Origin of the sequence: Halomonas sp. KM007 (assembly GCF_050709225.1) — a bacterium.
Lineage (GTDB): Bacteria > Pseudomonadota > Gammaproteobacteria > Pseudomonadales > Halomonadaceae > Vreelandella > Vreelandella hamiltonii.
Window position 1 is genome coordinate 1,478,326 of sequence record NZ_CP136131.1, and the last position, 21,981, is coordinate 1,500,306.

The 21,981-nt window shown below is 60.1% G+C and carries 20 protein-coding genes, 1 other RNA gene and 1 pseudogene; 12 read left to right on the forward strand and 10 right to left on the reverse strand.

The annotated features are described in order from the left end of the window. Positions 1 to 49: 49 nt before the first annotated feature. Positions 50 to 502, reverse strand: a complete 453-nt coding sequence (fur, locus tag RVM27_RS06850; RefSeq protein WP_016915905.1) for a ferric iron uptake transcriptional regulator — start codon at positions 500 to 502, stop codon at positions 50 to 52. Between the two features lie 72 nt (positions 503 to 574). On the opposite strand from fur, the gene RVM27_RS06855 reads away from it, so the two are divergent. Beyond that, positions 575 to 1,042, forward strand: a complete 468-nt coding sequence (locus RVM27_RS06855) for an outer membrane protein assembly factor BamE (protein ID WP_193461357.1) — start codon at positions 575 to 577, stop codon at positions 1,040 to 1,042. Between the two features lie 3 nt (positions 1,043 to 1,045). Here the strand turns inward: RVM27_RS06855 and RVM27_RS06860 are convergent, their stop codons facing one another. Beyond that, positions 1,046 to 1,357, reverse strand: coding sequence for an RnfH family protein (locus tag RVM27_RS06860; protein WP_193461358.1), 312 nt, complete (start codon positions 1,355 to 1,357; stop codon positions 1,046 to 1,048). Continuing rightward, positions 1,347 to 1,781, reverse strand: coding sequence for a type II toxin-antitoxin system RatA family toxin (locus tag RVM27_RS06865; protein WP_039181434.1), 435 nt, complete (start codon positions 1,779 to 1,781; stop codon positions 1,347 to 1,349). Before RVM27_RS06865 ends, RVM27_RS06860 begins: the two co-directional genes overlap by 11 nt. A 126-nt stretch (positions 1,782 to 1,907) precedes the next feature. On the opposite strand from RVM27_RS06865, the gene smpB reads away from it, so the two are divergent. Continuing rightward, on the forward strand, positions 1,908 to 2,399 hold the full coding sequence (smpB, locus tag RVM27_RS06870; protein ID WP_039181437.1) for an SsrA-binding protein SmpB: 492 nt from the start codon (positions 1,908 to 1,910) through the stop codon (positions 2,397 to 2,399). Positions 2,400 to 2,443: 44 nt separating this feature from the next. Continuing rightward, positions 2,444 to 2,823: a transfer-messenger RNA gene (ssrA, locus tag RVM27_RS06875) on the forward strand. 77 nt (positions 2,824 to 2,900) lie between these two features. Here ssrA and RVM27_RS06880 read toward each other — a convergent pair. Next, a complete protein-coding gene (locus tag RVM27_RS06880; RefSeq protein WP_227407472.1) occupies positions 2,901 to 3,845 on the reverse strand; it encodes a sodium-dependent bicarbonate transport family permease in 945 nt (314 codons plus the stop codon). Positions 3,846 to 3,977: 132 nt separating this feature from the next. Here RVM27_RS06880 and RVM27_RS06885 point away from each other — a divergent pair, with 132 nt between their 5' ends. Beyond that, on the forward strand, positions 3,978 to 4,946 hold the full coding sequence (locus RVM27_RS06885) for a LysR family transcriptional regulator (RefSeq protein ID WP_498957638.1): 969 nt from the start codon (positions 3,978 to 3,980) through the stop codon (positions 4,944 to 4,946). A gap of 97 nt (positions 4,947 to 5,043) precedes the next feature. After that, entirely contained in the window at positions 5,044 to 6,000 is a 957-nt protein-coding gene (locus tag RVM27_RS06890; RefSeq protein WP_227407470.1) for a calcium/sodium antiporter, read from the forward strand. On the opposite strand, the pseudogene RVM27_RS06895 reads toward RVM27_RS06890, so the two are convergent. Further along, positions 5,997 to 6,972 (reverse strand): annotated as a pseudogene (locus RVM27_RS06895) (TAXI family TRAP transporter solute-binding subunit). The gene RVM27_RS06890 and the pseudogene RVM27_RS06895 sit on opposite strands and share 4 nt — an antisense overlap. A 279-nt stretch (positions 6,973 to 7,251) precedes the next feature. Between RVM27_RS06895 and RVM27_RS06900 the strand changes: the two are divergent. The 6 genes from RVM27_RS06900 (at position 7,252) to nhaD (ending at position 14,823) form a co-directional block, all read left to right on the forward strand. After that, entirely contained in the window at positions 7,252 to 8,019 is a 768-nt protein-coding gene (locus RVM27_RS06900) for an HAD family hydrolase (protein WP_498957639.1), read from the forward strand. A gap of 19 nt (positions 8,020 to 8,038) precedes the next feature. Beyond that, positions 8,039 to 9,637: an ABC transporter substrate-binding protein gene (locus tag RVM27_RS06905; RefSeq protein ID WP_227407467.1), complete on the forward strand. Its 1,599-nt coding sequence runs from the start codon at positions 8,039 to 8,041 to the stop codon at positions 9,635 to 9,637. Positions 9,638 to 9,651: 14 nt separating this feature from the next. Then, entirely contained in the window at positions 9,652 to 10,611 is a 960-nt protein-coding gene (locus RVM27_RS06910; RefSeq protein WP_016915892.1) for an ABC transporter permease, read from the forward strand. Positions 10,612 to 10,656: 45 nt separating this feature from the next. Then, on the forward strand, positions 10,657 to 11,496 hold the full coding sequence (locus tag RVM27_RS06915; protein ID WP_100731973.1) for an ABC transporter permease: 840 nt from the start codon (positions 10,657 to 10,659) through the stop codon (positions 11,494 to 11,496). After that, a complete protein-coding gene (locus RVM27_RS06920) occupies positions 11,489 to 13,102 on the forward strand; it encodes an ABC transporter ATP-binding protein (protein ID WP_498957640.1) in 1,614 nt (537 codons plus the stop codon). The genes RVM27_RS06915 and RVM27_RS06920 overlap by 8 nt, the downstream gene beginning before the upstream one ends. A 242-nt stretch (positions 13,103 to 13,344) precedes the next feature. Continuing rightward, positions 13,345 to 14,823, forward strand: coding sequence for a sodium:proton antiporter NhaD (gene nhaD, locus RVM27_RS06925; RefSeq protein WP_096921589.1), 1,479 nt, complete (start codon positions 13,345 to 13,347; stop codon positions 14,821 to 14,823). A 135-nt stretch (positions 14,824 to 14,958) separates the two neighbouring features. Here nhaD and RVM27_RS06930 read toward each other — a convergent pair whose 3' ends face one another. The 4 genes from RVM27_RS06930 to RVM27_RS06945 all read right to left on the reverse strand — a co-directional run bounded on the left by RVM27_RS06930 (position 14,959) and on the right by RVM27_RS06945 (position 19,376). Further along, positions 14,959 to 17,466, reverse strand: coding sequence for an EAL domain-containing protein (locus tag RVM27_RS06930; RefSeq protein ID WP_096923346.1), 2,508 nt, complete (start codon positions 17,464 to 17,466; stop codon positions 14,959 to 14,961). A gap of 62 nt (positions 17,467 to 17,528) precedes the next feature. Continuing rightward, the gene (locus RVM27_RS06935; RefSeq protein WP_498957641.1) at positions 17,529 to 18,200 is read right to left on the reverse strand and encodes a glutathione S-transferase; all 672 of its coding nucleotides are present in this window, start codon (positions 18,198 to 18,200) and stop codon (positions 17,529 to 17,531) included. A gap of 249 nt (positions 18,201 to 18,449) precedes the next feature. Next, complete coding sequence (locus RVM27_RS06940) at positions 18,450 to 19,031, reverse strand: antibiotic biosynthesis monooxygenase (protein ID WP_096921591.1); 582 nt, start codon at positions 19,029 to 19,031, stop codon at positions 18,450 to 18,452. Positions 19,032 to 19,145: 114 nt separating this feature from the next. After that, a complete protein-coding gene (locus RVM27_RS06945; RefSeq protein WP_096921592.1) occupies positions 19,146 to 19,376 on the reverse strand; it encodes a DUF2835 family protein in 231 nt (76 codons plus the stop codon). 72 nt (positions 19,377 to 19,448) lie between these two features. Here RVM27_RS06945 and RVM27_RS06950 point away from each other — a divergent pair, with 72 nt between their 5' ends. Next, positions 19,449 to 20,048 carry a putative metalloprotease CJM1_0395 family protein gene (locus tag RVM27_RS06950; RefSeq protein ID WP_096921593.1) on the forward strand — a complete coding sequence of 200 codons (600 nt, stop codon included), beginning with the start codon at positions 19,449 to 19,451 and terminating at the stop codon, positions 20,046 to 20,048. A gap of 10 nt (positions 20,049 to 20,058) precedes the next feature. Here the strand turns inward: RVM27_RS06950 and RVM27_RS06955 are convergent, their stop codons facing one another. Continuing rightward, the gene (locus RVM27_RS06955; protein ID WP_287806183.1) at positions 20,059 to 21,774 is read right to left on the reverse strand and encodes a putative bifunctional diguanylate cyclase/phosphodiesterase; all 1,716 of its coding nucleotides are present in this window, start codon (positions 21,772 to 21,774) and stop codon (positions 20,059 to 20,061) included. Positions 21,775 to 21,981: the final 207 nt, after the last annotated feature.

The following is a 21,981-nucleotide window of genomic DNA, read 5'->3' on the forward strand; positions in this document are numbered from 1 at the left end:
CCAGATGAACTACTCTGGCACCCCAAGGGCGTTTTCATGTGGCAGCGGACTACTTGCGGTTCGTGGGGCCACTGTCCTGGCGCGTGACGTCCGACCCACGGGGGCGTACGTACAGCACCAGAGCGTGGTCCACTAGCTCGTAGCCGTGCTCTTCGGCGATCTCTTGCTGGCGACGCTCGATGATGTCATCGACGAACTCGATGATTTCACCGCTTTCCAGACACACCATATGGTCATGGTGGTCTTCTTGGGTCATCTCGAAGACCGCATGGCCACCGTCGAAATTGTGACGAATCACAAGGCCTGCCGACTCGAACTGAGTCAGCACGCGGTAGACGGTCGCCAGACCAACATCCTCGCCCGCATCAATCAGTGTTTTATACACTTCTTCTGCGCTAAGGTGGTGTTGGCCCGAAGCATTTTCGAGAATCTGCAGGATCTTGACGCGCGGCAGGGTCACTTTCAGCCCGGCTTTGCGTAGTTCATGGTTCTGATCGGCCATGGTTGCTCTTCGCAGTAACAGGTTAGGTCGGGTATCATCGACCGAAACCACGATAGTGAAGAACAGGCTCAAATGCAAAAATTGACTCGTATCATTACTCTTTCCGTTGCCCTGACCGTCGTTAGCGGCTGCAGTTACGTCGGCGTGTACAAGCGCGACATCCCCCAGGGCAACCTGGTCACCCAGGAGATGGTCAGCCAGCTCCAGCCGGGCATGACCCAGGAACAGGTCACCTATGTGATGGGCAGGCCGCTGCTGGAAGCCCCCTTCGATGCCCGCCAGTGGGACTACGTATACCGCCTCGATAAAGCGTACGGGGGCGTGGAACAGCGTCGCGTCACGCTCACCTTCGATAACGCTGGCCGACTGGTGAACGTCGAGCAGCAAGGCGACCTGTCTAGCGACCTGCCGGTCAGCTCTGACCGCGGCATGGGGCCTGCCGTCGAAGGCACTGACCCAATGGACAGCATGCAGCCAACCCAGCAGGCCCCCACGCCTGAGACCGCCCCCGACCCCCAGCCAGTACCGATTGCCCAGTAACGGCTACTGGCCGCTGGCCTGACGTTTGGCCCGCTCCAGGCGGGCCGCTTTGGGGTCGATCTGCAGCGGCCGGTAGACTTCTACACGGTCGCCTTCGCGCAGCGGCTCCTTATCGGGGTGGCGCAACGCCTTGCCGAAGATGCCCAGCGGCGCCTGCTCGAAGGTCTCGGCGGGCAGCTCCTGAAACAGGCTGGGCAGGTCGGCCAGGGCAACGGCTGCTCTGGCAGTGGTGCCGCTGGGTACCTTCAGCGCGACGATACGCTGCTTGTGAGGCAGCGCGAAGGCTACCTCGACAGCAATGTCATCAACGGCCATACAGTTCGTTGGCGCGCTTGGTGAAGGCATCGACCAGTTGCCCGGCAATCTGCTGGAACAGTTTGCCAAATGCCATGCTCAGCAACCGATTGGCGAATACGAACTCCATTTCCAGGCTGACCTTGCAAGCATCATCCCCCATGGGGATGAACAGCCAGCGGCCTTTGAGCTGCTTGAAGGGCCCTTTGACCAGCGAAAGCTCGATCCGCTCTGGTGCGTGCAGGTCGTTGCGCGTAGTGATGGTTTGCTCGACCCCCGCACGACCCAGAGTCATTTCTCCGACCAGGTGCTGATCGTCCTTTTCCAGCAGACGCGCGCGGCGGCATCCCGGCAGGAACTCGGGATAGCGTTCGAAGTCATTGACCAGATCGAACATTTGCTGGGGGGTATGGCGCACCAAAGCGGTACGATTGACGGTTGGCATTGACCTCTCCGCTGACTTCACAGTGCCCAAAGCGTATCATGGGAAACATAGTTACAGACCTTGAATGGTATCACGCCTCCCCGCATAACGAAGGGGGTGCGAACGACAGATCAACGATGAGGTTCCATGGCCACTAAGAAAGGTAACAGCAAGGGCCCCGGCAGCAGCGTGATAGCCCAGAACAAGAAGGCGCGGTTTGAGTACCATATCGACGAAACCTTCGAAGCGGGCCTGGCACTGGCAGGCTGGGAAGTCAAAAGCATGCGCGCCGGAAAAGCGCAGCTCACCGACACCTATATTTTGATTCGCAACGGCGAAGCATACCTGCTGGGCAGCCATATCACGCCACTGAACACGGCCAGCACCCATGAAATAGCCGACCCCACCCGCACCCGGAAACTGCTGTTGCACCGCAAGGAGATCGCCAAGATCTTTTCGGTCACGCAGGACAAGGGCCACACCTGTGTACCGCTCAAGCTGTACTGGAAGCGCAACAAGGTGAAGTGCGAGCTGGCGCTGGTGACGGGCAAGAAGATCCATGACAAGCGCGCCACCGAGAAGGACCGCGACTGGAATCGCCAGAAAGGCCGAATTATGCGGGAACATAACAAGGCATAACTGGTCAATTGGGCACGAGCACGTTAGAATGCGGCTCTGAACAAGGGGGCGACATGGTTTCGACGCCGGTGACAAACCCTGCGGTGCATGCCGAGAGCGTGATGTATCTCGTAAATACCACATCACGAAAAATAGTCGCAAACGACGAAAACTACGCTCAAGGCGCGCTGGCAGCTTAAACCCTGCTAGCTTCTTGTCTGGCCCCAAAGTGATGTGCCTATTCATCGCAGCGGGGATATGAGCTAAAGCTGATAGGACCGCGGTTGGTGGTGTCTTCTCGCCAACCGTCAAACTTTAGAAGGCTCGCGTAGCTGAATCCTGATCGTCGGAGTCAGACACGTTAAAGCAAATGACGAAATCTAAGCATGTAGAGCCAATGGGCGCGTGCTGGCGGACGCGGGTTCAATTCCCGCCGCCTCCACCAGACACCCCTTCGAATCAAGCACCCTCGGGTGCTTTTTTCGTTTCTGGGCGCGGTGAAAGCGCCCAGAAACCATGGCGTTACGACACCAGCAGCCACTCGATCAGCCGGTGGTAGACCGGGATGCCCAGCATCACGTTGAGCGGGAACGTGATGCCCAGCGAGGCCAGCATGGCGAGGCCGATGTTGGCTTCTGGGATGGCGGCCCGCATGGCGGCCGGGGCCGCGATGTACGAGGCGCTGGCGGCCAGGGTCGCGAGAATCACCACCGAACCAATCGGCAGGCCGACCAGCGCTCCCACGGCAATCCCCATCAGCGACAACACCATGGGCGTGACCAGCGCAAAGGTCACCAACCGCCAGTGATGCCAGGGCATTGGCCGTAGCGTTTGGGCGGCAGTCAGGCCCATCTCGAGCAGGAACAGGGCCAACACGCCCTTGAAGGCACCGGTAAACAGATTGGTGACCTCTTCGCCCTGGAAGGGGCCGTAAAGCGCACCGATGAGGACACCGCCCGCCAGCAGGATGACTCCACGGTTCGTGAGCGTTTCATGCCACAGTTTGCTGGTACTTTCCTTGACGGCTGCGCCCTGGTAGCGCCGGTACAGGGCAATGGCGATCATGATGGCGGGTAGCTCCATGGCCACCAGATAGAGGGTGACCTCGCTGCCCACGGCCAACTGGCGCGCCTCCACATACGCTAGTGCCACAGCGAAGGTACCTGCGCTCACCGAACCGTAGTGGGCGGCAATGCTGGCACTGTCCGCCGGCGATAGGCGTACCAACCGCCTGAGCACGGGCATCAACATCAAGGGAATGACCGCAGACAGCAGCGCTACGCCCATCAGTTCGGGCACCAGCCCCCAGTGCAGGTTGCCATGCAGCGCCATGCCCCCCTTGAGGCCAATGGTCAGCATCAGCAACAGGCTCAGCGTGTCGTAGGTGGCCTTGGGAACCTGAAGGTCGGACTTGACCGCGCCAGCCAACAGTCCAAGTAGAAAAAACATGACCACTATATCGGGCATCGCCGCTGCTCCATCGGATGAAAGTGGCCGCATTTTGCGATGTACACGGCAAGACAACTAATCATATATTGAATGCTCGGCATAGATGATTCTCTATACCCTGAACTTGACCTTCGTATAAAGGCTGCCTTCGTGAATATCCGCCATTTAACCTTTCGTCTGTTGCAAGTGTATGTCGCCGTGGTGCGCCATGGCTCGATCAGCGAGGCCGCCCGGCAGCTGCACCTGACACAACCCACCGTGTCGCAGCAGTTGAAGCGGCTGAGCGAGGCCATTGGCAGCCCGCTGCTGGAGCACCACGCTCAAGGGCTGACCATGACCGCCACGGGCCAGGCGCTGTATCAGGCCAGCCGTGACGTATTGGGGCGCTTCGATGATTTCGCGGACCAGCTCAGCGATTTGCAATATGGCAGCAAGGGGCGCTTCAGCATTGCCTTGGTGAACACGGCGCAGTACGTGCTGCCGCGCCTGCTGGGCCCGTTCAGCCACGCGTTCCCTGATGTGGACGTCACCGTTAATATCGGCAATCGACGGCAGGTCCTGGCTCGCTTCGAGCGGCGCGAAGACGACTTGTATATCTTCAGCCACCCCCCTGCCCTGGCCCACGCCGTGGCGGCCCGCTTCATGCGCAACCCGCTGGTGGCCATTGCTGCCGCCCATCATCCGCTGGCCAGCCAGCCAAACGTGACCATGGAGCAACTGCTCGGCGAGCGCCTGCTGCTCCGCGAGCCCGGCTCGGCATCGCGCATGCTGCTGGAAAGCTGGTTACAGGAGCATGGCCTGACCATGCGCAAGACCCTGCAAATGGCCAGTAACGAAGCCATTCGCGTGGGCGTGGCCGCCGACATGGGGGTAGCGGTATTGTCAGAGCACGTGCTGCCCAACGAGCACTCCGAACTGGCTGTACTTTCCATCGCTGGCTTGCCCATCGAAAGCCATTGGCAGTTCATCGTGCGCAACGACCAGCGCTTGCCCCCCACTGCTCAGCGCTTTCTGCACTATGTGCATGAGCATTTAAGCCAATGGATCGAGCCACGCTTCGTCTGCAACGAATTAGGGCTTTTACTGGAGGCCTACCCCACCTTTCCAGTAAAGGATTGAGGCGCTCGGCCAGGACTTTGCAGCGCGCCTCAATCCCGCTATGTTGACAACATGAGGCCCGATACCAGGTCAGGCCATTGAACAAGGAAGCGACACCATGCTGTATGGGCTGAGCCTGCTGGCAGGGATTGGATTACTGTTTCTGGGCGGTGAAGCGCTCATCCGTGGAGCCGTTGCCAGCGCACAGCGCATGGGCGTCTCTCCGTTATTGACCGGACTGGTAGTGGTGGGGTTTGGTACCTCCGCGCCCGAGCTGGTGGTGTCGGTGGACGCAGCGCTTCGTCAACAGCCGGATATTGCCGTGGGCAATATCGTGGGCAGCAACATCGGCAACATCTTGCTGATTCTGGGCTTGTGTGCCGCCATCTGCCCCATGACCGTACAACCATTGGCACTGCGCCGGGATGGCGTGGTCGTCGTGGCGGCCAGCGTGCTTTTCATCGTGCTCTCATGGGGGGGAGCATTGGGGGTATGGCAGGCCTTGCTACTACTGGCCTCATTGGCCGCTTATCTGGTGTGGGCCTATCGTACCGAGCGCAATGTGCCGCAACCTGCCGGTGAGATGCACAGCGCTGAAGCCGAGGAAGTGTCGGCGGTCCCCAGGTCTACCGGCATGATCGTCACGGCGCTGGTCGTCGGGCTAGGCATGCTGATTGGCGGCTCGCAGCTGCTGCTATACGGCGCCATCGGGCTGGCGCAGGCCGTGGGTATTTCGCAAGCGGTGATTGGCTTGACCATTGTCGCGGTGGGCACCTCACTACCGGAAATGGCGGTATCGGTCATTGCAGCCCTGCGCCGCCATGCCGACGTTGCCGTTGGCAACATCCTGGGCAGCAATATCTTTAACGTGCTGGGCATACTGGGTATTTCCGCCCTGCTGCAACCCCTGCCCATCGCCGCGCGCGTCGGTCAGTTCGACCAGTGGGTCATGCTGGGCTCGGCAAGCCTGCTGCTGCTGTTCCTGTATACCGGCATGCGCCTTTCACGCGGGGAAGGGGCGGCGCTGCTGGCGGGATATGGCGCTTATATTGCTCTGAGCTTCACGGTGTTCTAACGCAACGCTTCCGGTAGTTCGACCTCGGCTTCTTCGTAGTAGCGCAGCGCACCGGGGTGCAGGTCCACCGGCAGATGGGCCAGCAGCTCAGCAGTCACGCTGCCCCACCAGGGTGATGTCTCCATCAACGCGGCCTGCTGCTCCCAGAATGTCCTGGTCAACCGGTAGGCCACGTCTTCGTCCATGTGCACCGTGGCAAGCGCGAAGACTGGCGACGACGTGGTCACTACCCCTTGTCGATGCCTGGGTAAGTACCGCCGGGAATGATCTGGTGTACGGCCCTGTGCGCTCGACCTGCTCATCGGTCAAGCTGATCAGCGTGATGGGCACCAGCGACGCTGTCTCCATCACGTTGGGAGTCGGAAACGAGCTGGCCGTGACGTAGGCATCGATACGTCCATCTCGCAGGGCCTCGGACGCATTGGTGATCGAAGCATCGGCCAGGCGCACCTTGCCCGCCAGGCCAAACAGTTCGAAGTAGCGCGCTGCTTCGCCCGAGCTGAAGGTGCCGCGCCCCAACAGTACGTGTTTGCCCTCCAGGGCTTCGATGGGTGCCGTGCCTCGGTCACCGGCCATCACGAAGTGCATGGTCAACGGGGGCACCGGAAACAGGCCCCGGATGGCCGCAAAGTGTTCCGGGTCGCGGCCTGCAAAGGGGCCTTGCCCTTCCAGCGCCTCTGCTATCAGGGCAGGCGGTGCGGTAAACACATACAGCCCTTGGCGGTGCATGACCTCCATGATGTTTTGCACCGACCCCTGGCTCTCTTCGGAGCTCAGTAGCAGCGCACCAGCGCTGCCTGCTTGTATGGCCTGCGCCAGCTCTCCGCCCATCTGATGGTAAGCGGTACCCGCGAGGGCAGATTTGTAGGTGACTCGAACAGGGGGCTCGGCCAGCGCAGTGGAAGATAACAGCGCGACAGCCGCGAACGCCAGGCCAGCCAGACGAGAAAGAGGGCAAAGATGAGCGCGCATGAAAGTTCCTTGGCAGGTCTGGGGTGCCTTGTCAGGCCTCGTTTTTATAGGCGCATTGTAGACGTGACTGGCCACCCCCTGCGAGCGCCCTTCAACTTGACATCAACGGTAGGAATGCTCAGGATAAATTTTTATTCTCAATTGAACGTTCAAAAAAAATCCCAGGTAATGGTTTGGATGATTTTCACGGTGCCTGACACGGATAGTGTCATGAAACCCGTGTAACCTATGTGCCATTGCCACCTTCATGAGATGGCTGCACAACAGCCCTGACACTCTATGCCCCAACTCACCTTGCAAGGCACCGCCTACGACATCGATGCCATTTTGTTCGACAAGGATGGCACGCTGCTCAATTTCGGCGACCTCTGGATTGGCTGGTTCGACCAACTGGTCACGACCCTTAACCAAGGCCTTCCCGAGGCACAAGTACTATCGCACCGAGCGCTCTACCCCAAGGTAGGCATCGATCCTGAGCAGCGCCTGTGGGACCCCACCGGCCCGTTGACCATTGGCTCATTGGACGATATTGCCACCATCGTTTCGCTTAGCCTGTTCGAGTCGGGGATCGCCTGGAACGACGCTACCCAGCTTTCCCACGATGCCATCGCCCGCCTGGCCGACACGCTGGACTGGCCCAGCTGCGTGACCCCCGTGAAGGGCCTGGTGAATTTCGTGCAGCAGGCACGACAGGCAGGCATTTCTCTGGCCGTGGTCACCTCCGATGACGCCCACAACGCGCATTTGCATTTAAAGCTGCTCTCGCTGGCCGATGCGTTCTCTGTCGTGTTGGGGCATGATCAAGTGTCGCGCGGCAAGCCCTACCCGGAGATGGCGCTACTCGCCTGCGAACAGTTGGGCACGTCGCCGCAACGTACGCTGATCATCGGCGACTCCAATGGCGACATGGCCATGGGGCAAGCCGCCGGTCTACTGGCCGGCATCGGTATCTGCGCCGCTCCTCACCTGGACGGCTCCCATCTTACCCACGCGGATCACGTGATTCGTGACTATGACGAGTTGACTATCGCACGGCCTCATCATTAATCCATCAAGGGAATACACCATGCATCCAACACTCGAGTCTCTCACCCAGCAAGCAAAACGCGGCCAGCTGTCGCGCCGCGACTTCATGCGTCGCGCCATGGCTCTGGGCATTGCCGCGCCCTTTGCTGGCTCGCTGCTCTCCAGCCAGGTATTGGCCAGCTCGGGCACTCCTCAACGCGGCGGTATTCTGCGCGCCGGTATGCAAGGCGGGGAGTCGACGGACAGCCTTGACCCAGCCAGCTGGACCAGCCAGGTGCAGCACTCCTTCGGGCAGTCCTGGGGGGAAGCCTTGACCAATGTTTCACCAGAAGGCGAGCTGGTACCCCGCCTTGCGGAAAGCATTGACTCTTCCTCGGATGCCAAGACCTGGGTCTTCAAGCTGCGCCGTGGCGTGCTGTTCCACGATGGCCAGGAGATGACCGCCGACGACGTCGTGGCCACGCTGGAGCGCCATTCGGACGAGAGCTCGCAGTCGGGTGCGCTGGGCATCATGCGCGGCATCGAGTCGATTCGCGCCACGGACACCTACGAAGTCACCATCGTCACGCTGGAGCCCAATGCCGACCTGCCGTTTTTGCTTTCCGATTACCACCTGATGATTCAGCCGGGCGGTGGCAAGCAGGACCCGGCTGCAGGCATCGGCACCGGCCCCTACAAAGTGGTGGAGTTCCAGCCCGGCGTGCGCCAGATCGCCGAGCGTTTCGATGGCTACTGGAACCCGGACGAGTACGGCTTCGCCGACCAGATCGAGATCACCATCATCAACGACCCGACGGCGCGCATCTCGGCGCTGCAGAGCGGTCAGGTGCACATGATCAACCGGGTCGAGCCACGGGTGGTGGACATGGTGCAGCGCCTGCCCAACATCGTGATCAACAACACTTCCGGGCGTGCTCAGTATGTCTTCCCCATGCACTGCGACACGGCGCCGTTCGATAACAACGACCTGCGACTGGCCCTGAAGTACGCCATCAACCGCGAAGACATGGTCGAGCGTATCCTGCGCGGGTATGGCAGCGTGGGCAACGATTTCCCCATCAACGCTGCTTACCCGCTGTTTCCCGACAGCATTCCCCAGCGGGAATTCGACCCCGAGCGGGCCAGCTATCACTACAAGAAATCCGGCCACGACAGCCCCATCGTGCTGCGCACCTCCGACGTGGCCTTTCCCGGTGCCGTGGATGCCGCACAGCTGTTTCAGCAGAGCTGCGCCCAGGCGGGCATCAACATGGAAGTCCGCCGCGAGCCCAGCGACGGCTACTGGTCGGAAGTGTGGAACAAGCAGCCCTTCTGCGCCTCCTACTGGAGCGGTCGCCCCACCCAGGACCAGATGTACTCCACGGCGTACATTTCCAGCGCCGACTGGAACGACACCCGCTTCTTCCGCGAGGACTTCGATGCCTTGGCCCGCGAAGCACGCGGCGAGCTGGATACAGACCGCCGCAGCGAGCTGTACCACGACATGGCCATGATCGTCCGCGACGAAGGCGGATTGATTCTGCCCATGTTCAATGACTACATCGAGGCCACTCTGGACAACGTGGGCGGCTGGTCAGCCAACCCGATGGGCGAAATGATGGCAGGCTTTGCGCTTTCGAAGTGCTGGTTGACGTCATAACCCGGAAGGCTGCCATGAACTCTTTTGTCCTTAAACTGATTGCCCAGCGCCTGGCGCTGGGCCTCTTGCTCCTGCTGGCCGTGTCGGTGCTGATTTTCGCGGGCACCGAGATGCTGCCCGGCGACGTGGCCCAGTCGATTCTGGGGCAAAGCGCCACGCCCCAGGCCGTCGACAACCTGCGCAGGGAACTGGGCCTCGACCAGCCGGCTTGGTCACGCTACATCGACTGGCTGGGCGGCATTCTGCAAGGCGATCTAGGCACTGCCCTGTCCAACCGTCAGGATATCGCCCAGTCTCTTTGGGGCCGCGCAGGCAACACGCTGTTTCTAGCCTTCTGGACAGCGATCGTTGCAGTGCCGCTGGCCATCCTGCTGGGGCTGGTCGCCGTGCGCTACCAGAGCCGCTGGCCGGACCGGGTGATTTCCGGCTCCACGCTGACCGCTATTTCCCTGCCGGAATTCTTTATCGGCTACCTGCTGATCTACCTGTTCGCCGTCCAGCTCAACTGGTTTCCCAGCGTCTCCACGGTGCATGGCGGCATGAGCCTGGGTGAACGTCTGCACGCCATCGCACTGCCTGCGGCCACGTTAACGCTGGTGATTCTAGCTCACATGATGCGCATGACTCGGGCCGCCATTCTCAACGTCATGCAGTCCCCCTATATCGAAACCGCCGAGCTCAAGGGGCTGGGCTCGTTTCGCATCATTGCCCGCCACGCGTTTCCCAATGCCATCGCGCCGGTGGTCAATGTGGTGATGCTGAACCTCGCCTTCCTGATCGTCGGCGTGGTGGTGGTCGAGGTGATTTTTGTCTACCCAGGCATGGGGCAGTACTTGATCGACCACGTCTCGAAGCGCGATGTCCCGGTGGTCCAGGCGGTGGGGCTGATCTTTGCGGCGGTGTACATCGGGCTCAATATGCTGGCCGACATCATTGCCATCTTGACCAACCCACGCCTGCGTCATCCCAAATGACCGGCTGCTTGCCAGGCCACAGTGACCAGACAGGAACGTAACACCATGTCGAAACCCTTAACGCTGCTGAAGCGCATGCCCGTGACCGCGCTGGTCGGGCTGCTGCTGACCTTCAGCTTCTTGATCATGGCGATATTCGCCCCTTGGCTGGCGCCCTACAGCATGTCCGAGAGCGTCGGCGACATGTGGATGGGCCCGTCTGCCGAGTTTTTGCTGGGCACCGACAACCTGGGCCGCGACTTACTCTCGCGGCTGATCTACGGTGCCCGTACGACCATTACCATTGCCGCCCTGGCCACGGCGCTGGCCTTTTCGATTGGCTCGGTGCTGGGCATTCTGGCGGCCGTCTATGGCGGCTGGATAGACCAGCTGATTTCCCGAGGGGTCGATATCGTGATGTCGATTCCCACGCTGATCTTCGCGCTGGTGATCCTATCGGTCATGCCCAGCACCCTTCTCATGTTGATTCTGATCATGGGGGTGCTGGACTCCACGCGCGTGTTTCGTATCTCCCGCGCCGTGGCGGTCAATATCAACGTGATGGATTACGTGGAAGCCGCACGGCTACGCGGTGAAGGCAAACGCTGGATCGTCTTCCGCGAGATTCTGCCCAATGCGCTGACGCCCCTGGTGGCCGAGCTGGGCCTGCGGTTCATTTTTGCCGTGCTGTTCTTGTCGTCGCTGTCGTTTCTGGGCCTGGGGGTACAGCCTCCGGAAGCCGACTGGGGCAGCATGGTGCGCGAAAACCGACAGGGCATCGTGTTCGGCGTTCCCGCCGCCCTGATTCCCGCCGCCGCCATTGCCGTGCTGGCGATTTCGGTCAATCTGGTGGCCGACTGGATCCTGCGCCACACCACTGATCTGAAAGGAGGCCGCAGTGGCTGATACGCTGTTAACGATTCGCAACCTGACCATCGATGCCACGGCCTACCCGCCCGGCGAGCCGCCCCAGGAGATCAACATCGTCAAAGGGGTCGACCTGACGCTGGAACGAGGCAAGGTGCTGGGGCTGATCGGCGAATCCGGGGCGGGCAAGTCCACCATCGGCCTGTCGCCGGCTGGCTATGGCCGGGGCGGCATACGCCTGGGCGGCGAAGTCTGGGTCAACGGCCGCAATATTCTCGAAGGCTCGCCCAGGGCCCTGCGCCAGCTGCGCGGCAAGGAGGTGTGCTACGTGGCCCAGTCGGCCGCCGCCGCGTTCAATCCTGCCCATACGTTGATGGAACAGGTCATCGAGACCACTCTGCTCCACGGCCTGGCCAGCCGCAAGGAGGCCGAAGCGCGCGCCGTGGAGCTGTTCCGCCAACTGGGCCTTCCTGACCCAGAAAACTTTGGCAGCCGCTACCCGCATCAGGTCTCCGGCGGCCAGCTGCAGCGGGCCATGACGGCCATGGCGCTGTGTCCCGAGCCCGACCTGATCATTTTCGATGAGCCAACCACCGCACTGGATGTGACGACCCAGATCGACGTTCTGGCCGCCATCAAGCATGCCATCAGCAAGACGGGAGTGGGCGCGCTGTATATCACCCACGACCTGGCCGTGGTGGCGCAAGTGGCGGACGACATCATGGTGCTGCGTCACGGCGCCATGGTGGAGTACGGCCCGACGCGGCAGATCATCGAGGCCCCTCAAGAGCCCTACACCCAGGCGCTGGTCTCGGTGCGCTCCATCGATCATGCCGCCAAGACGCCGGAAGACTCGCCGATCCTGGCCATCGAGCAGGTCAGCGCCGCCTACAGCAACAGCGCAGGCAACGTGCTTCACGAGGTCAGCATGGCAGTCAGCCCTGGCCAGACGCTGGCCATCGTCGGGGAGTCCGGGTCGGGCAAATCGACCCTGGCTCGGGTGATCACCGGCCTGCTGCCGCCCAACCAGGGGCAGGTCAGCTTCCAGTCCCGGGCACTGCCCAACACCCTGGGCGAGCGCGGCAAGGAGACACTGCGTGAACTGCAGATGATCTACCAGATGGCCGATGTGGCCATGAACCCACGCCACACGGTGGAAACCATCATTGGCCGACCGCTGACGTTCTATTTCGGCCTGAAAGGCAAGGCGCGACGCCAACGGGTCATCGAACTGCTCGATGAGATCGAACTGGGAGAAAGCTTCATCGACCGCTACCCCGCCGAGCTGTCCGGGGGGCAGAAACAGCGGGTCTGTATTGCCCGCGCCCTGGCGGCCAAGCCCAAGCTGATCATCTGCGACGAAGTGACCAGTGCGCTCGACCCGCTGGTGGCCGACGGCATTCTCAAGCTGCTGCTGCGTCTGCAGGAAAGAGAGAACGTGGCGTATCTGTTCATTACCCACGACCTGGCCACCGTAAAAGCCATCGCCGACAGTATCGCGGTGATGCACCAGGGCAAGGTCGTCCGCTATGGACAGCGTGATGAGGTACTTGCCCCGCCCTTCGACGACTACACCCAGACGCTGCTGGCGTCGGTGCCGCAAATGAAGCTGGGCTGGCTGGAAGAGGCCATGGCTACCCGCTAACGCGGGTTGCGCCGCTCACATTTGCCCATGGGCGAGTGAGTGGCGCAGGCCAGTCTTTACTCATGACACTGTTATGAGTGCTTTACTATTAGCGAAACGGATAATTTCAAAAAAAAGACGTAATCGCTTACGCCCTGTCGCTTTTCATTCGGTTTTATTCCGTATTGCAATGCAATATAGCTTGTTAAACTGGCGTGGCTTATTAACCCCTTTCTTCTCATCATTATAAGGATAAACACGCCATGTTGACGTTGCATCATGACCCTGGCCAGCCCCGATGGACTCGTGGCTGGCTTTTTTTGTTAGCGGCTTTGCTGCTACTGGCAAGCCCGGCCGCCTTCGCGGTGACCGGTGAGATCGACTTGACCAGTTCGGCCATTGGCTTTTTTGCCGTGGCCATCTTCGTGCTGGCCTACGCGCTGGTCATGGCCGAAGAGAAGATCCACATGCGCAAATCCAAGCCCGTGCTGGTGGCAGCAGGGGTGATATGGGGACTCATTGGCTGGGTGTACGTCCAGAACGGCATGTCGGAAACGTCGGAGTATGCGTTTCGGGTGACGCTGCTGGAGTTCACCGAGCTAATGCTGTTCCTGCTGGTCGCCATGACCTATATCAACGCCATGGAAGAGCGCCGAGTCTTTGATGCACTGCGTTCATGGATGCTGCGTAAAGGCTTCAATTACCGCACGCTATTCTGGTTGACCGGGGGTTTGGCTTTTATGCTTTCCCCGATTGCCGACAACTTGACCACGGCACTTTTGATGTGTGCCGTTATTACTAAAGTGGCAGAAGGCGATAAACGCTTTATCAATCTCGCGTGTATCAATATCGTGGTGGCTGCCAATGCGGGCGGTGCTTTTAGTCCTTTTGGCGATATCACGACACTCATGGTCTGGCAGGCCGGTTTGATCCAGTTTCAAGAATTTTTCATCCTGTTCATTCCGTCGCTGGTCAACTTCCTGATCCCTGCCGTCATCATGAGCATGTTCATCAAGAACCAGAAACCCAACAGTGTCTATGAGGACGTGCAGCTCAAGCGCGGTGCACGCCGCATCATTGCGCTGTTCCTGCTGACCATCACCACCGCCGTCGCCTGCCATACGCTGCTGCACCTGCCCCCGGTACTGGGCATGATGACGGGCTTGGGCTATCTGCAATTCTTTGGCTACTACCTGCGCCAAAGCCTGCCCCGTTCGCTGGAGCGCAAGCGCGAACGCTACAGCCGCCTGGGCGACAACAAAAAGCTTGAGCAACTGGGCGGCGTGGTGCCCTTCGACGTCTTCAACCGCGTGGCCCGCGCCGAGTGGGACACACTGCTGTTCTTCTACGGGGTGGTCATGTGCGTGGGCGGCTTGGGCTTCATGGGTTACCTGGGGCTACTCTCGGACGCGCTGTACACCAACTGGGACGCTACCTGGGCCAATATTGCGCTGGGTGTCGTGTCAGCCGTGGTGGATAACATTCCGGTGATGTTCGCGGTACTGACCATGCAGCCGGACATGTCCCACGGGCACTGGCTGTTGATCACGCTGACCGCCGGGGTCGGGGGCAGCCTGCTGTCGATTGGCTCGGCGGCGGGCGTGGCCGTCATGGGCCAGGCACGCGGCTACTATACCTTCATGGGGCACCTGCGCTGGGCGCCGGTCATCTTGCTGGGCTACATTGCCAGCATCATCGTGCACCTGTGGCTCAACGCAGGCAGCTTTTCGGTATACGGCTGAGCACTGACGGCCTGCCCACCGTTCTGGCAACGCCCACCCCTCCATGGGGTGGGCGTTTTGCTGTGGTGGGCGTTTTGCTGTGGTGGGCGTTTCACTGGGGTAGGCGCTTTGAGACGAAGGCTTGCGCGCGCTCGGCTAGTAGGACTCGAACAGGTACTCGATCGGTGTAGGACGACCAAACAGGTAGCCTTGATAGCGGTAGCAGCCGTGCCCTTTCAGCCAGTCCAGCTGCTCTTTTTTCTCCACACCTTCGGCGACCACGGTCAGCCCGAGGCTGACCGCCAGAAGGATCGTGGTATCGACGATGGCGGCATCGGTCTTGTCGGTCAACAGCTCACGAATAAAAGACTGATCAATCTTCAGCTCATCCAGAGGCAGACGTTTCAAGTAGCTCAGGGAGGAGTAGCCGGTGCCGAAATCATCCAGCGCAAAGCGAATCCCCTGGGCCCTCAATTTGAGCATGGTGTTGCGCACTCGCGTGGGCTCTCGCATCAGCAGGCTTTCCGTTACTTCCAGCACCAGCCGCCCCGGCGGCGCCTGGGTTTCGGCCAGCAGGGCTTCCACGTTGCGCACGAACTCCGGCTGCTGGAACTGCACCGAGCTGACGTTCACAGAGACGGTCAGCGACGCGTAGGAAGGCTGATTCGACCACTTGGCCAACTGCTCGCATGCACATCGCAAGACCCAGTAGCCAATGGGCACGATCAAGCCGTTTTCTTCGGCCAGCGGAATGAACGTGCCTGGCGACACCCAGCCGCGCTGGGGATGGTACCAGCGCAACAGCGCTTCCACGCCGGTCGTCACTCCCTGATGATCCACCTGTACCTGATAATGCAGCGCCAGTTCCTGACGCTGCAACGCCTGGTGCAGATCGCCTTCCAGGCTCGCCCGCTCCAATACGCTGGTCTGCATGTCCACATTGAAGAAACGCAGCGTATTGCCCCCGGATGATTTGGCCTGCTGCAGCGCCATGTCGGCCTGTTGCAACACCCCGTTCATGGGGTTGCCAGCGCCATCGAAGAGGGCGATCCCCACGCTGGCCGTGATCGGTAGCGCTCGGTCATTGCGCAACTGTGAAATGGTGTCCAGCAACTGCCGAGCCACGCGCTCGACGTAGGAAGCAGCCTCATGCTGCTGCTCGCCAAGCCGATTGATCAGAATCACGAACTCATCACTGCTGAAGCGTGCCAAGATCGCATCCTGAGTCAACCGCTGCTGCAGGTTTTCTGCCACGTTGACGAGCAGCTGGTCACCGCTGTCGTGGCCCTGTATGTCGTTGACCAGCCGGAAATTGTCGAGGTCCACGATCAGCAGGGCGCTGTAGCCCCCAGAAGTGCTGTGGGTGGCTTCGGCCAGTGATTCGAGCAGCAGGCGACGGTTGGGTAAACCGGTCAAGGCGTCATAAAACGCCAGATGGTGGGTACGCGACTGCATCTCCAGGTAATCGGTCAGCTCGGTGGAAATACCGCACAGGCTGGGCGCTTCTCCCGGAGACATGACCAGCGGCATTTTGACCGACAGGAAGGTACGCACACGCTCTTCCCCCTGGAGCACGTTATGCTCTTCGACCGTCGTTTTCTTGCCTGTCGCCAGCACCTGACGGTCTACCTCGGCCATTTCTGCTGCGCTGGCCGCATCGAAAAAGGCATCGTCCCCCTGGCCGACGATCTGATCGACCGGCCGAGCAAACAGGTCACAGATCTGATGGTTCACATAGCGGTATTTGAGGTCAGGGGTCTTGATGTAGATATAGGCATCCACGCTATCCAGAATACTGGTCAGCATATGCTCGTGAGTAGAGAGCTGCTGCCGGTTGAGGCTCTCCCGTCGCCGCAGCAGGACATTGCCCGCCAGCGCTATCACCAATACCACGATCAACACGCCACCCAGCCACCATAGCCAACGTGGCGCCAAGGGTGCAGGCAGGCTGTGGGCGCGCCAAGCGCTCAGCGTCTCGTAGTACGTCGACGCAGCGTCGTTTTTCCACTCCACCAGGGTGGCGTCGATGCGCTCTAGAATGTGGCTGTCCAGACTAGGCGAGGCGGCATAAAAGAGCCGTGAAGGCTGGAAAATGATCGGCGTTTCACGCAAACCATAGTCATTGGCTCGCCAGTCGCCAAACAGATGATTGGAGGCCACCAGATCGGCATCCCCCAGCGCCACTGCCTGAAAACCCGCTGCGAAACTATCCACCGGCAGCCACATGACGTCGATGTCGAAGCGCTGCGTCACGGTCAACAGATAGCTCTGCTGGATGGAGCCCTCCACCACCGCAACACGCTGTTGTTCGAGGTCCAGAATGGCCTCGACGCGGCTGTCGCTGGGCTGATAGAGCTGTGACCAACTGTGCATGACGGGCTCGGCATGAAAGGCGAAGCGCTGGGCACGCTCTTCGCTCCACGCCAAGTCCGGCAACAGGTCGATGGCATCCTGCTCCAGCAGCGTCAGGCACTGTTGAAAATCACACGGGACGCTTTCCAGCTGCCACTGCTCTTTCAAGGCCATTGCCGAGAGCAGCTCACCCAGCACACCACGCAATTGCCCCTGGTCGTCCGTAAACAGTTTAGGCGGGTTGTGATAAACCCCGACACGCAGCATTTCTGCGGCCACCGCTGGAGATGCCATACCGAACAGCACCACCATCAGAAAACCTTGGTAAACGGCCTGTCTAGCACGCCCATCGACGTTGCGCAGCATGGCAGCGGTCACTCACCGGGCATGGTCAGTGGCCCTGCACGTTCCACGACCCGTTGCCAGGCCGCGTCCTGCTGAATACGTGCCACGAAGGCGGTAATCGCCGGAAAGGCATCCAGCGATTGGGTGGCGGCCACGGCCTGCATGGGAAAGCTCATTTGAACGTCCGCACCGCTCGGGAACTCACCGGCAAAATTGCCGTGGGCCTTCAAGTGCGACTCGATCATGCCAAGATGTTGTTTCAACTGTGGTTGCAGGAAGCGTTTTTGAACAGTGCCGCTAATACCCTGGGCAATGGGCCTGACGAACCAGGGCGATTGTTTAGGAATTTGACTAAAGATCAATCCCATCACCAACAGTGGCATTAAAGAGCCTTCGGCATAATGCATCCAGTAACGATAATTAACCCACTCGTTACTGTCCTCCGCCGAGGGCTGGAAACGTTCTTTCCCGTATCGGTTGACCAGATAATCGATGATTGCCCCCGACTCGGCGACGGTCAGTTCGCCATCGGTAATCACGGGTGACTTGCCCAACGGGTGCACTTTTTTAAGGGCGTCAGGGGCTTGCTGTGTTTTCGGATCGCGCTGATAGACCTCGATGTCATACTCCAGCTCGAGAGCCTCCAACAGCCACAAAATTCGGTGAGAACGTGATTTTTCCAGGTGATGTACGCGGATCATGACTACTCCATAAGGCGATTTGGTACTCAGCGTTTAGGCTGGTGCCAGCATCCATTGACTGCACGCGTTAGCTTGATGATTTCAGCTTAGCACTATTGCAGCGTTGAACCCCATAGAGACATCCGCGCACTGAGAATATTTAGCACGTCTTTGCGAAAAACGCCTTCCAGAACATTTTAGACAAATCTTAAGCAACTGTTTTTAATTATAATAATCACTAAAATTAGTGACCATAAGAATCGTCACGAGTCATGTCCTGTACTGTTGCCACATCCGGTGAATCATATCCCTCGGTGACCATTTACCCTGCAGCCAAGGTGCCAGCAACCGCGTTGAAAGCGGAATAAAGACAAACACCATCACGGGCGTCAGCACCAGCGTACTGAGCAACACGCGTGGAATCAGCGCCCACTCGGCCAGCAGGCCACCAAACAGCCAGTGAAACAGCAATGAGACAGGAAAAAATGCCAGCCAGACGGCGATGGCTTGTTTCCAACGCGGGGGCGCAGCGCCATTGGGGGCCACGTTGAACCAGCTATCCAGACCGGTAGCGCGGTGCTCGTGAGGTGCATCGTAGAGCCCTTTGCCGCGCTGCAGCCAGGCATGGCGCGAAGCCGAGTGCTCCCAGGAAGCGAGTCGCGCTGCGCTTTCGAAACGGAAAATGATCTGATATTCGTCATCGTCCTGGGGCGGTGCCAGCACCCCTGAGCCCAGATAGCCCGGAAAGTCGGCAGCCAGCTCACGGCCTTCGTTGAGCCAACGGATAAAGTCCTGATAGCGGCCATTGGCCACGCGACGCGCCACCATCAAGGTGACAGGTGAGGTAGACATGGGTGATCTCCTGATAAGTAGGCAACCACTGCCGGGTAGGCGGGTCGCAGGCATTCAGGTGGGTACGCCTGAAGCACACGGCTACATTATAGAGAGAAAACCCCACGGGCACAGCTAGGCATGCGGTGCCAAAGGCACAATATCGAGGAATTTACCCTGATCGGTAAAGAACAGTCGAAACACGCCATTTACGCCGTCACGTCCCACTACGCGGCGCAATGCAGTGGCCGGGAAGACCACCCAGCGGCCATCCACGCTGCGCGCACGCACGTTGTCGTACTGCCCTTCGTAATGGGCAAGGCATTCGGCTGCCGTCAAATGGATCATCACGTCAATGGAAGGCATGGCGTTGCGTAATCGAGTAGCGTCGCTGATACTGCATCATACTGGATTCGATCATCATATCGGTAACTGCTCATGGATCTTTCATCACTCGGCGCTTCCTACAGCGCAACGCTCTGGCCTTCGCCGACCCTGCCCAACGCACGGGTCACTGCCGAACCCCAAGCCCAGCGCACAGGCGATGCCGACGAGGAAGCTGCCAGCGATGAAACGGCCTCGGCAACGACGGGCCCCACCCGCCCCGACGGCACCCCGCTGGAACCCGAAGAGATCCAGCAGCTGGAGCAGCTCAAACAGACCGATCGCGCGGTGCGGCAGCATGAAATGGCGCACCAAACCGTTGGCGGGCCTTATACGGGAGGCGCCACCTACGAGTACGAAATCGGCCCTGATGGGCAGCGCTATGCGGTCGCGGGTGAAGTGCCCATCGACTATGGCCCGGTGCCTGGGGACCCCCAGGCCACCATCGAAAAAATGCAGACCGTGATTGCCGCAGCCCTTGCCCCCGCCGACCCCTCACCCAAGGACCTGCAGGTGGCCGCCCAAGCGCGTCAGTACCTGCTGGAAGCCCGCCTTGAAGCTGCCCGAGAGCAAAGCGAGATGAACCAGGCCCGAGAGGGCGAGCCCAGTGATCCGACCGAGCCCATGCCCCCATCCTCCGAGCAGGCCGCCTGAACCACCCGCCTCACTGCAGGCGGCTCAAACCATGCCAGTCATCGCGTAGCGGCCACTGCTCAAGCCAGCCCGGCAGCGCTTCGGGCGGCATCGGCCGAGCGATACCATAGCCCTGGGCCAGCTCGCAGCCCAATACCATCAGCGCCCTGGCATGTTCGAGGGTTTCGACCCCCTCGGCCAGCATCGGCCGCTGGAAGCGGTTGGCCATGTAGATGACGCTTTCGACGATCGCCATGTCATCGTGATCCACCAGCATGTCACGCACAAAACTCTGATCGATCTTGATCAAGTTGACCGGCAGTTGACGCAGATGCGTCAGCGATGAGAATCCGGTGCCAAAATCATCGATCGCAAAGCTGACGCCCAGTGCTTGGCAGTGCGCCATGGTTTTCAGCGCGGCGGTCACATCATGCATGGCCGCGCTTTCCAGCACTTCGAGTTTCAGCAACGCAGGCGAGACGGAAGGATAGCGTGCCAACAGCGCTGCCAGACGCTGGCTGAACTGGCTGGTCAGCAGGTGTGCGGGGCTGATGTTGACGTTGATGGGCAGGACGATGTTGGCCACTTGCCAGCTCGCCAACTGGCGCAGCGCCTGCTCGATCACCCACTCACCCAGGTCGATTTCCAGCGCTGTAGCGTCGATGGCGGGCAGGAACTGCGCCGGTGACAGCAGCCCGCGTTCGGGATGTTGCCAGCGAATCAATGCCTCCACGCCGATGACCTGACCACTGCGCATGTCCACCTGGGGCTGATAGTGTAGCCGCAGCTCATCGTGGGTCAGGGCATCCATGAAACGCTGGCGTTGCTCATGGCGGACTTGCAGCAAACGGTCGTGATGAGGGTCGAAAAAGTGGTAGGTATCGCGCCCGCGCTGCTTGGCGCGATACATGGCCTGGTTGGCATGGCGCAACAGCACATCCCCCTGCACATGATCATGGGGGTAACGGGTGATGCCCAGGCTCGCGGTCAAGTAAACGGTTTGCCCTTCGATCATCAGCGGCTGACGAATAGAGGCCAGCAGCTTCTCGAAAAACACGTCATCGACCCCATGATGCAGCAACAAGACGAACTCGTCGCCCCCAATGCGGGCCAGCACGTCATCACCGAACAGCAAGTGGCTGAGGCGCTGCGCAAATGCCGACAACAGCTCGTCCCCCACCGGAAGACCAAGACGCTCGTTGATGAGTTGAAAGTGGTCGATATCCAGTGAGCATACCGCCAGCGTCTGCTGCTGGTTTTCCGCGTGCTGAATCGACTCCTGAATCAGTTGCGTCAACAGCTGCAGGTTGGGCAAACCGGTCAAGGCATCGAAATAGACTTCGCGATTGAGGTGCCGCGCATGGGCAGGAATGGCCGACAGGTCGGCCAGCACCATGACATGGTGATCCACCCGACCCTGGGTGTCGCGGACGCGATTGACCGACATCATGCCGGGATAGAACTGGCCATCATGGCTGCGGTAGCTGACCTGGCTTTTGCTGCGATCACGTAGCTGCAGCTCTTCACGCATCAAACGTACGCTGCGGTGGTCGTCCAGCGGCAGGATACTGAACGTTTCCGGGGTCTTGCCCCGCACATCTTCCAGCGCCAACCCCGTGAGCTCACTGAACGCCGGGTTCACCTCCATCACGCGGTTATCGGCATTGGTGATGATGATGGCTTCATTGGCATAGCGAAACGCCGACTCGCTGGGCGAGGCAGTGTCTTGTGTATCCAGCGTGGACATTGCCACGCGCCACGCCGAGGTTTGCGCATGGGCAGACGTAGCGGTGTGAGGCAAAGACTGCTCCTTTGGGTCATTCAAGGGCGGGCACATGCGTCTCTGCTCTCCTCGTCTAAACAGCGTGAATGTCATGACTTTTCGACATATTAACACCCTATTGACCGGCAGGGTGCTGGCAGCAACAGCGCTCTATCAACGCGCGTGCCGGCG

Coding starts and splice junctions, on each gene's coding strand:
- RVM27_RS06935 (WP_498957641.1), bottom strand. CDS start 18,200: ATGATCCGCGTACATCACCTGGAAAAATCACGTTCTCACCGAATTTTG.
- RVM27_RS06905 (WP_227407467.1), top strand. CDS start 8,039: ATGCATCCAACACTCGAGTCTCTCACCCAGCAAGCAAAACGCGGCCAG.
- RVM27_RS06890 (WP_227407470.1), top strand. CDS start 5,044: ATGCTGTATGGGCTGAGCCTGCTGGCAGGGATTGGATTACTGTTTCTG.
- nhaD (WP_096921589.1), top strand. CDS start 13,345: ATGTTGACGTTGCATCATGACCCTGGCCAGCCCCGATGGACTCGTGGC.
- RVM27_RS06860 (WP_193461358.1), bottom strand. CDS start 1,357: ATGGCCGTTGATGACATTGCTGTCGAGGTAGCCTTCGCGCTGCCTCAC.
- RVM27_RS06940 (WP_096921591.1), bottom strand. CDS start 19,031: ATGTCTACCTCACCTGTCACCTTGATGGTGGCGCGTCGCGTGGCCAAT.
- RVM27_RS06915 (WP_100731973.1), top strand. CDS start 10,657: ATGTCGAAACCCTTAACGCTGCTGAAGCGCATGCCCGTGACCGCGCTG.
- RVM27_RS06855 (WP_193461357.1), top strand. CDS start 575: ATGCAAAAATTGACTCGTATCATTACTCTTTCCGTTGCCCTGACCGTC.
- RVM27_RS06930 (WP_096923346.1), bottom strand. CDS start 17,466: ATGGTGGTGCTGTTCGGTATGGCATCTCCAGCGGTGGCCGCAGAAATG.
- smpB (WP_039181437.1), top strand. CDS start 1,908: ATGGCCACTAAGAAAGGTAACAGCAAGGGCCCCGGCAGCAGCGTGATA.
- fur (WP_016915905.1), bottom strand. CDS start 502: ATGGCCGATCAGAACCATGAACTACGCAAAGCCGGGCTGAAAGTGACC.
- RVM27_RS06910 (WP_016915892.1), top strand. CDS start 9,652: ATGAACTCTTTTGTCCTTAAACTGATTGCCCAGCGCCTGGCGCTGGGC.
- RVM27_RS06880 (WP_227407472.1), bottom strand. CDS start 3,845: ATGCCCGATATAGTGGTCATGTTTTTTCTACTTGGACTGTTGGCTGGC.
- RVM27_RS06865 (WP_039181434.1), bottom strand. CDS start 1,781: ATGCCAACCGTCAATCGTACCGCTTTGGTGCGCCATACCCCCCAGCAA.
- RVM27_RS06945 (WP_096921592.1), bottom strand. CDS start 19,376: ATGCCTTCCATTGACGTGATGATCCATTTGACGGCAGCCGAATGCCTT.
- RVM27_RS06900 (WP_498957639.1), top strand. CDS start 7,252: ATGCCCCAACTCACCTTGCAAGGCACCGCCTACGACATCGATGCCATT.
- RVM27_RS06955 (WP_287806183.1), bottom strand. CDS start 21,774: ATGTCCACGCTGGATACACAAGACACTGCCTCGCCCAGCGAGTCGGCG.
- RVM27_RS06950 (WP_096921593.1), top strand. CDS start 19,449: ATGGATCTTTCATCACTCGGCGCTTCCTACAGCGCAACGCTCTGGCCT.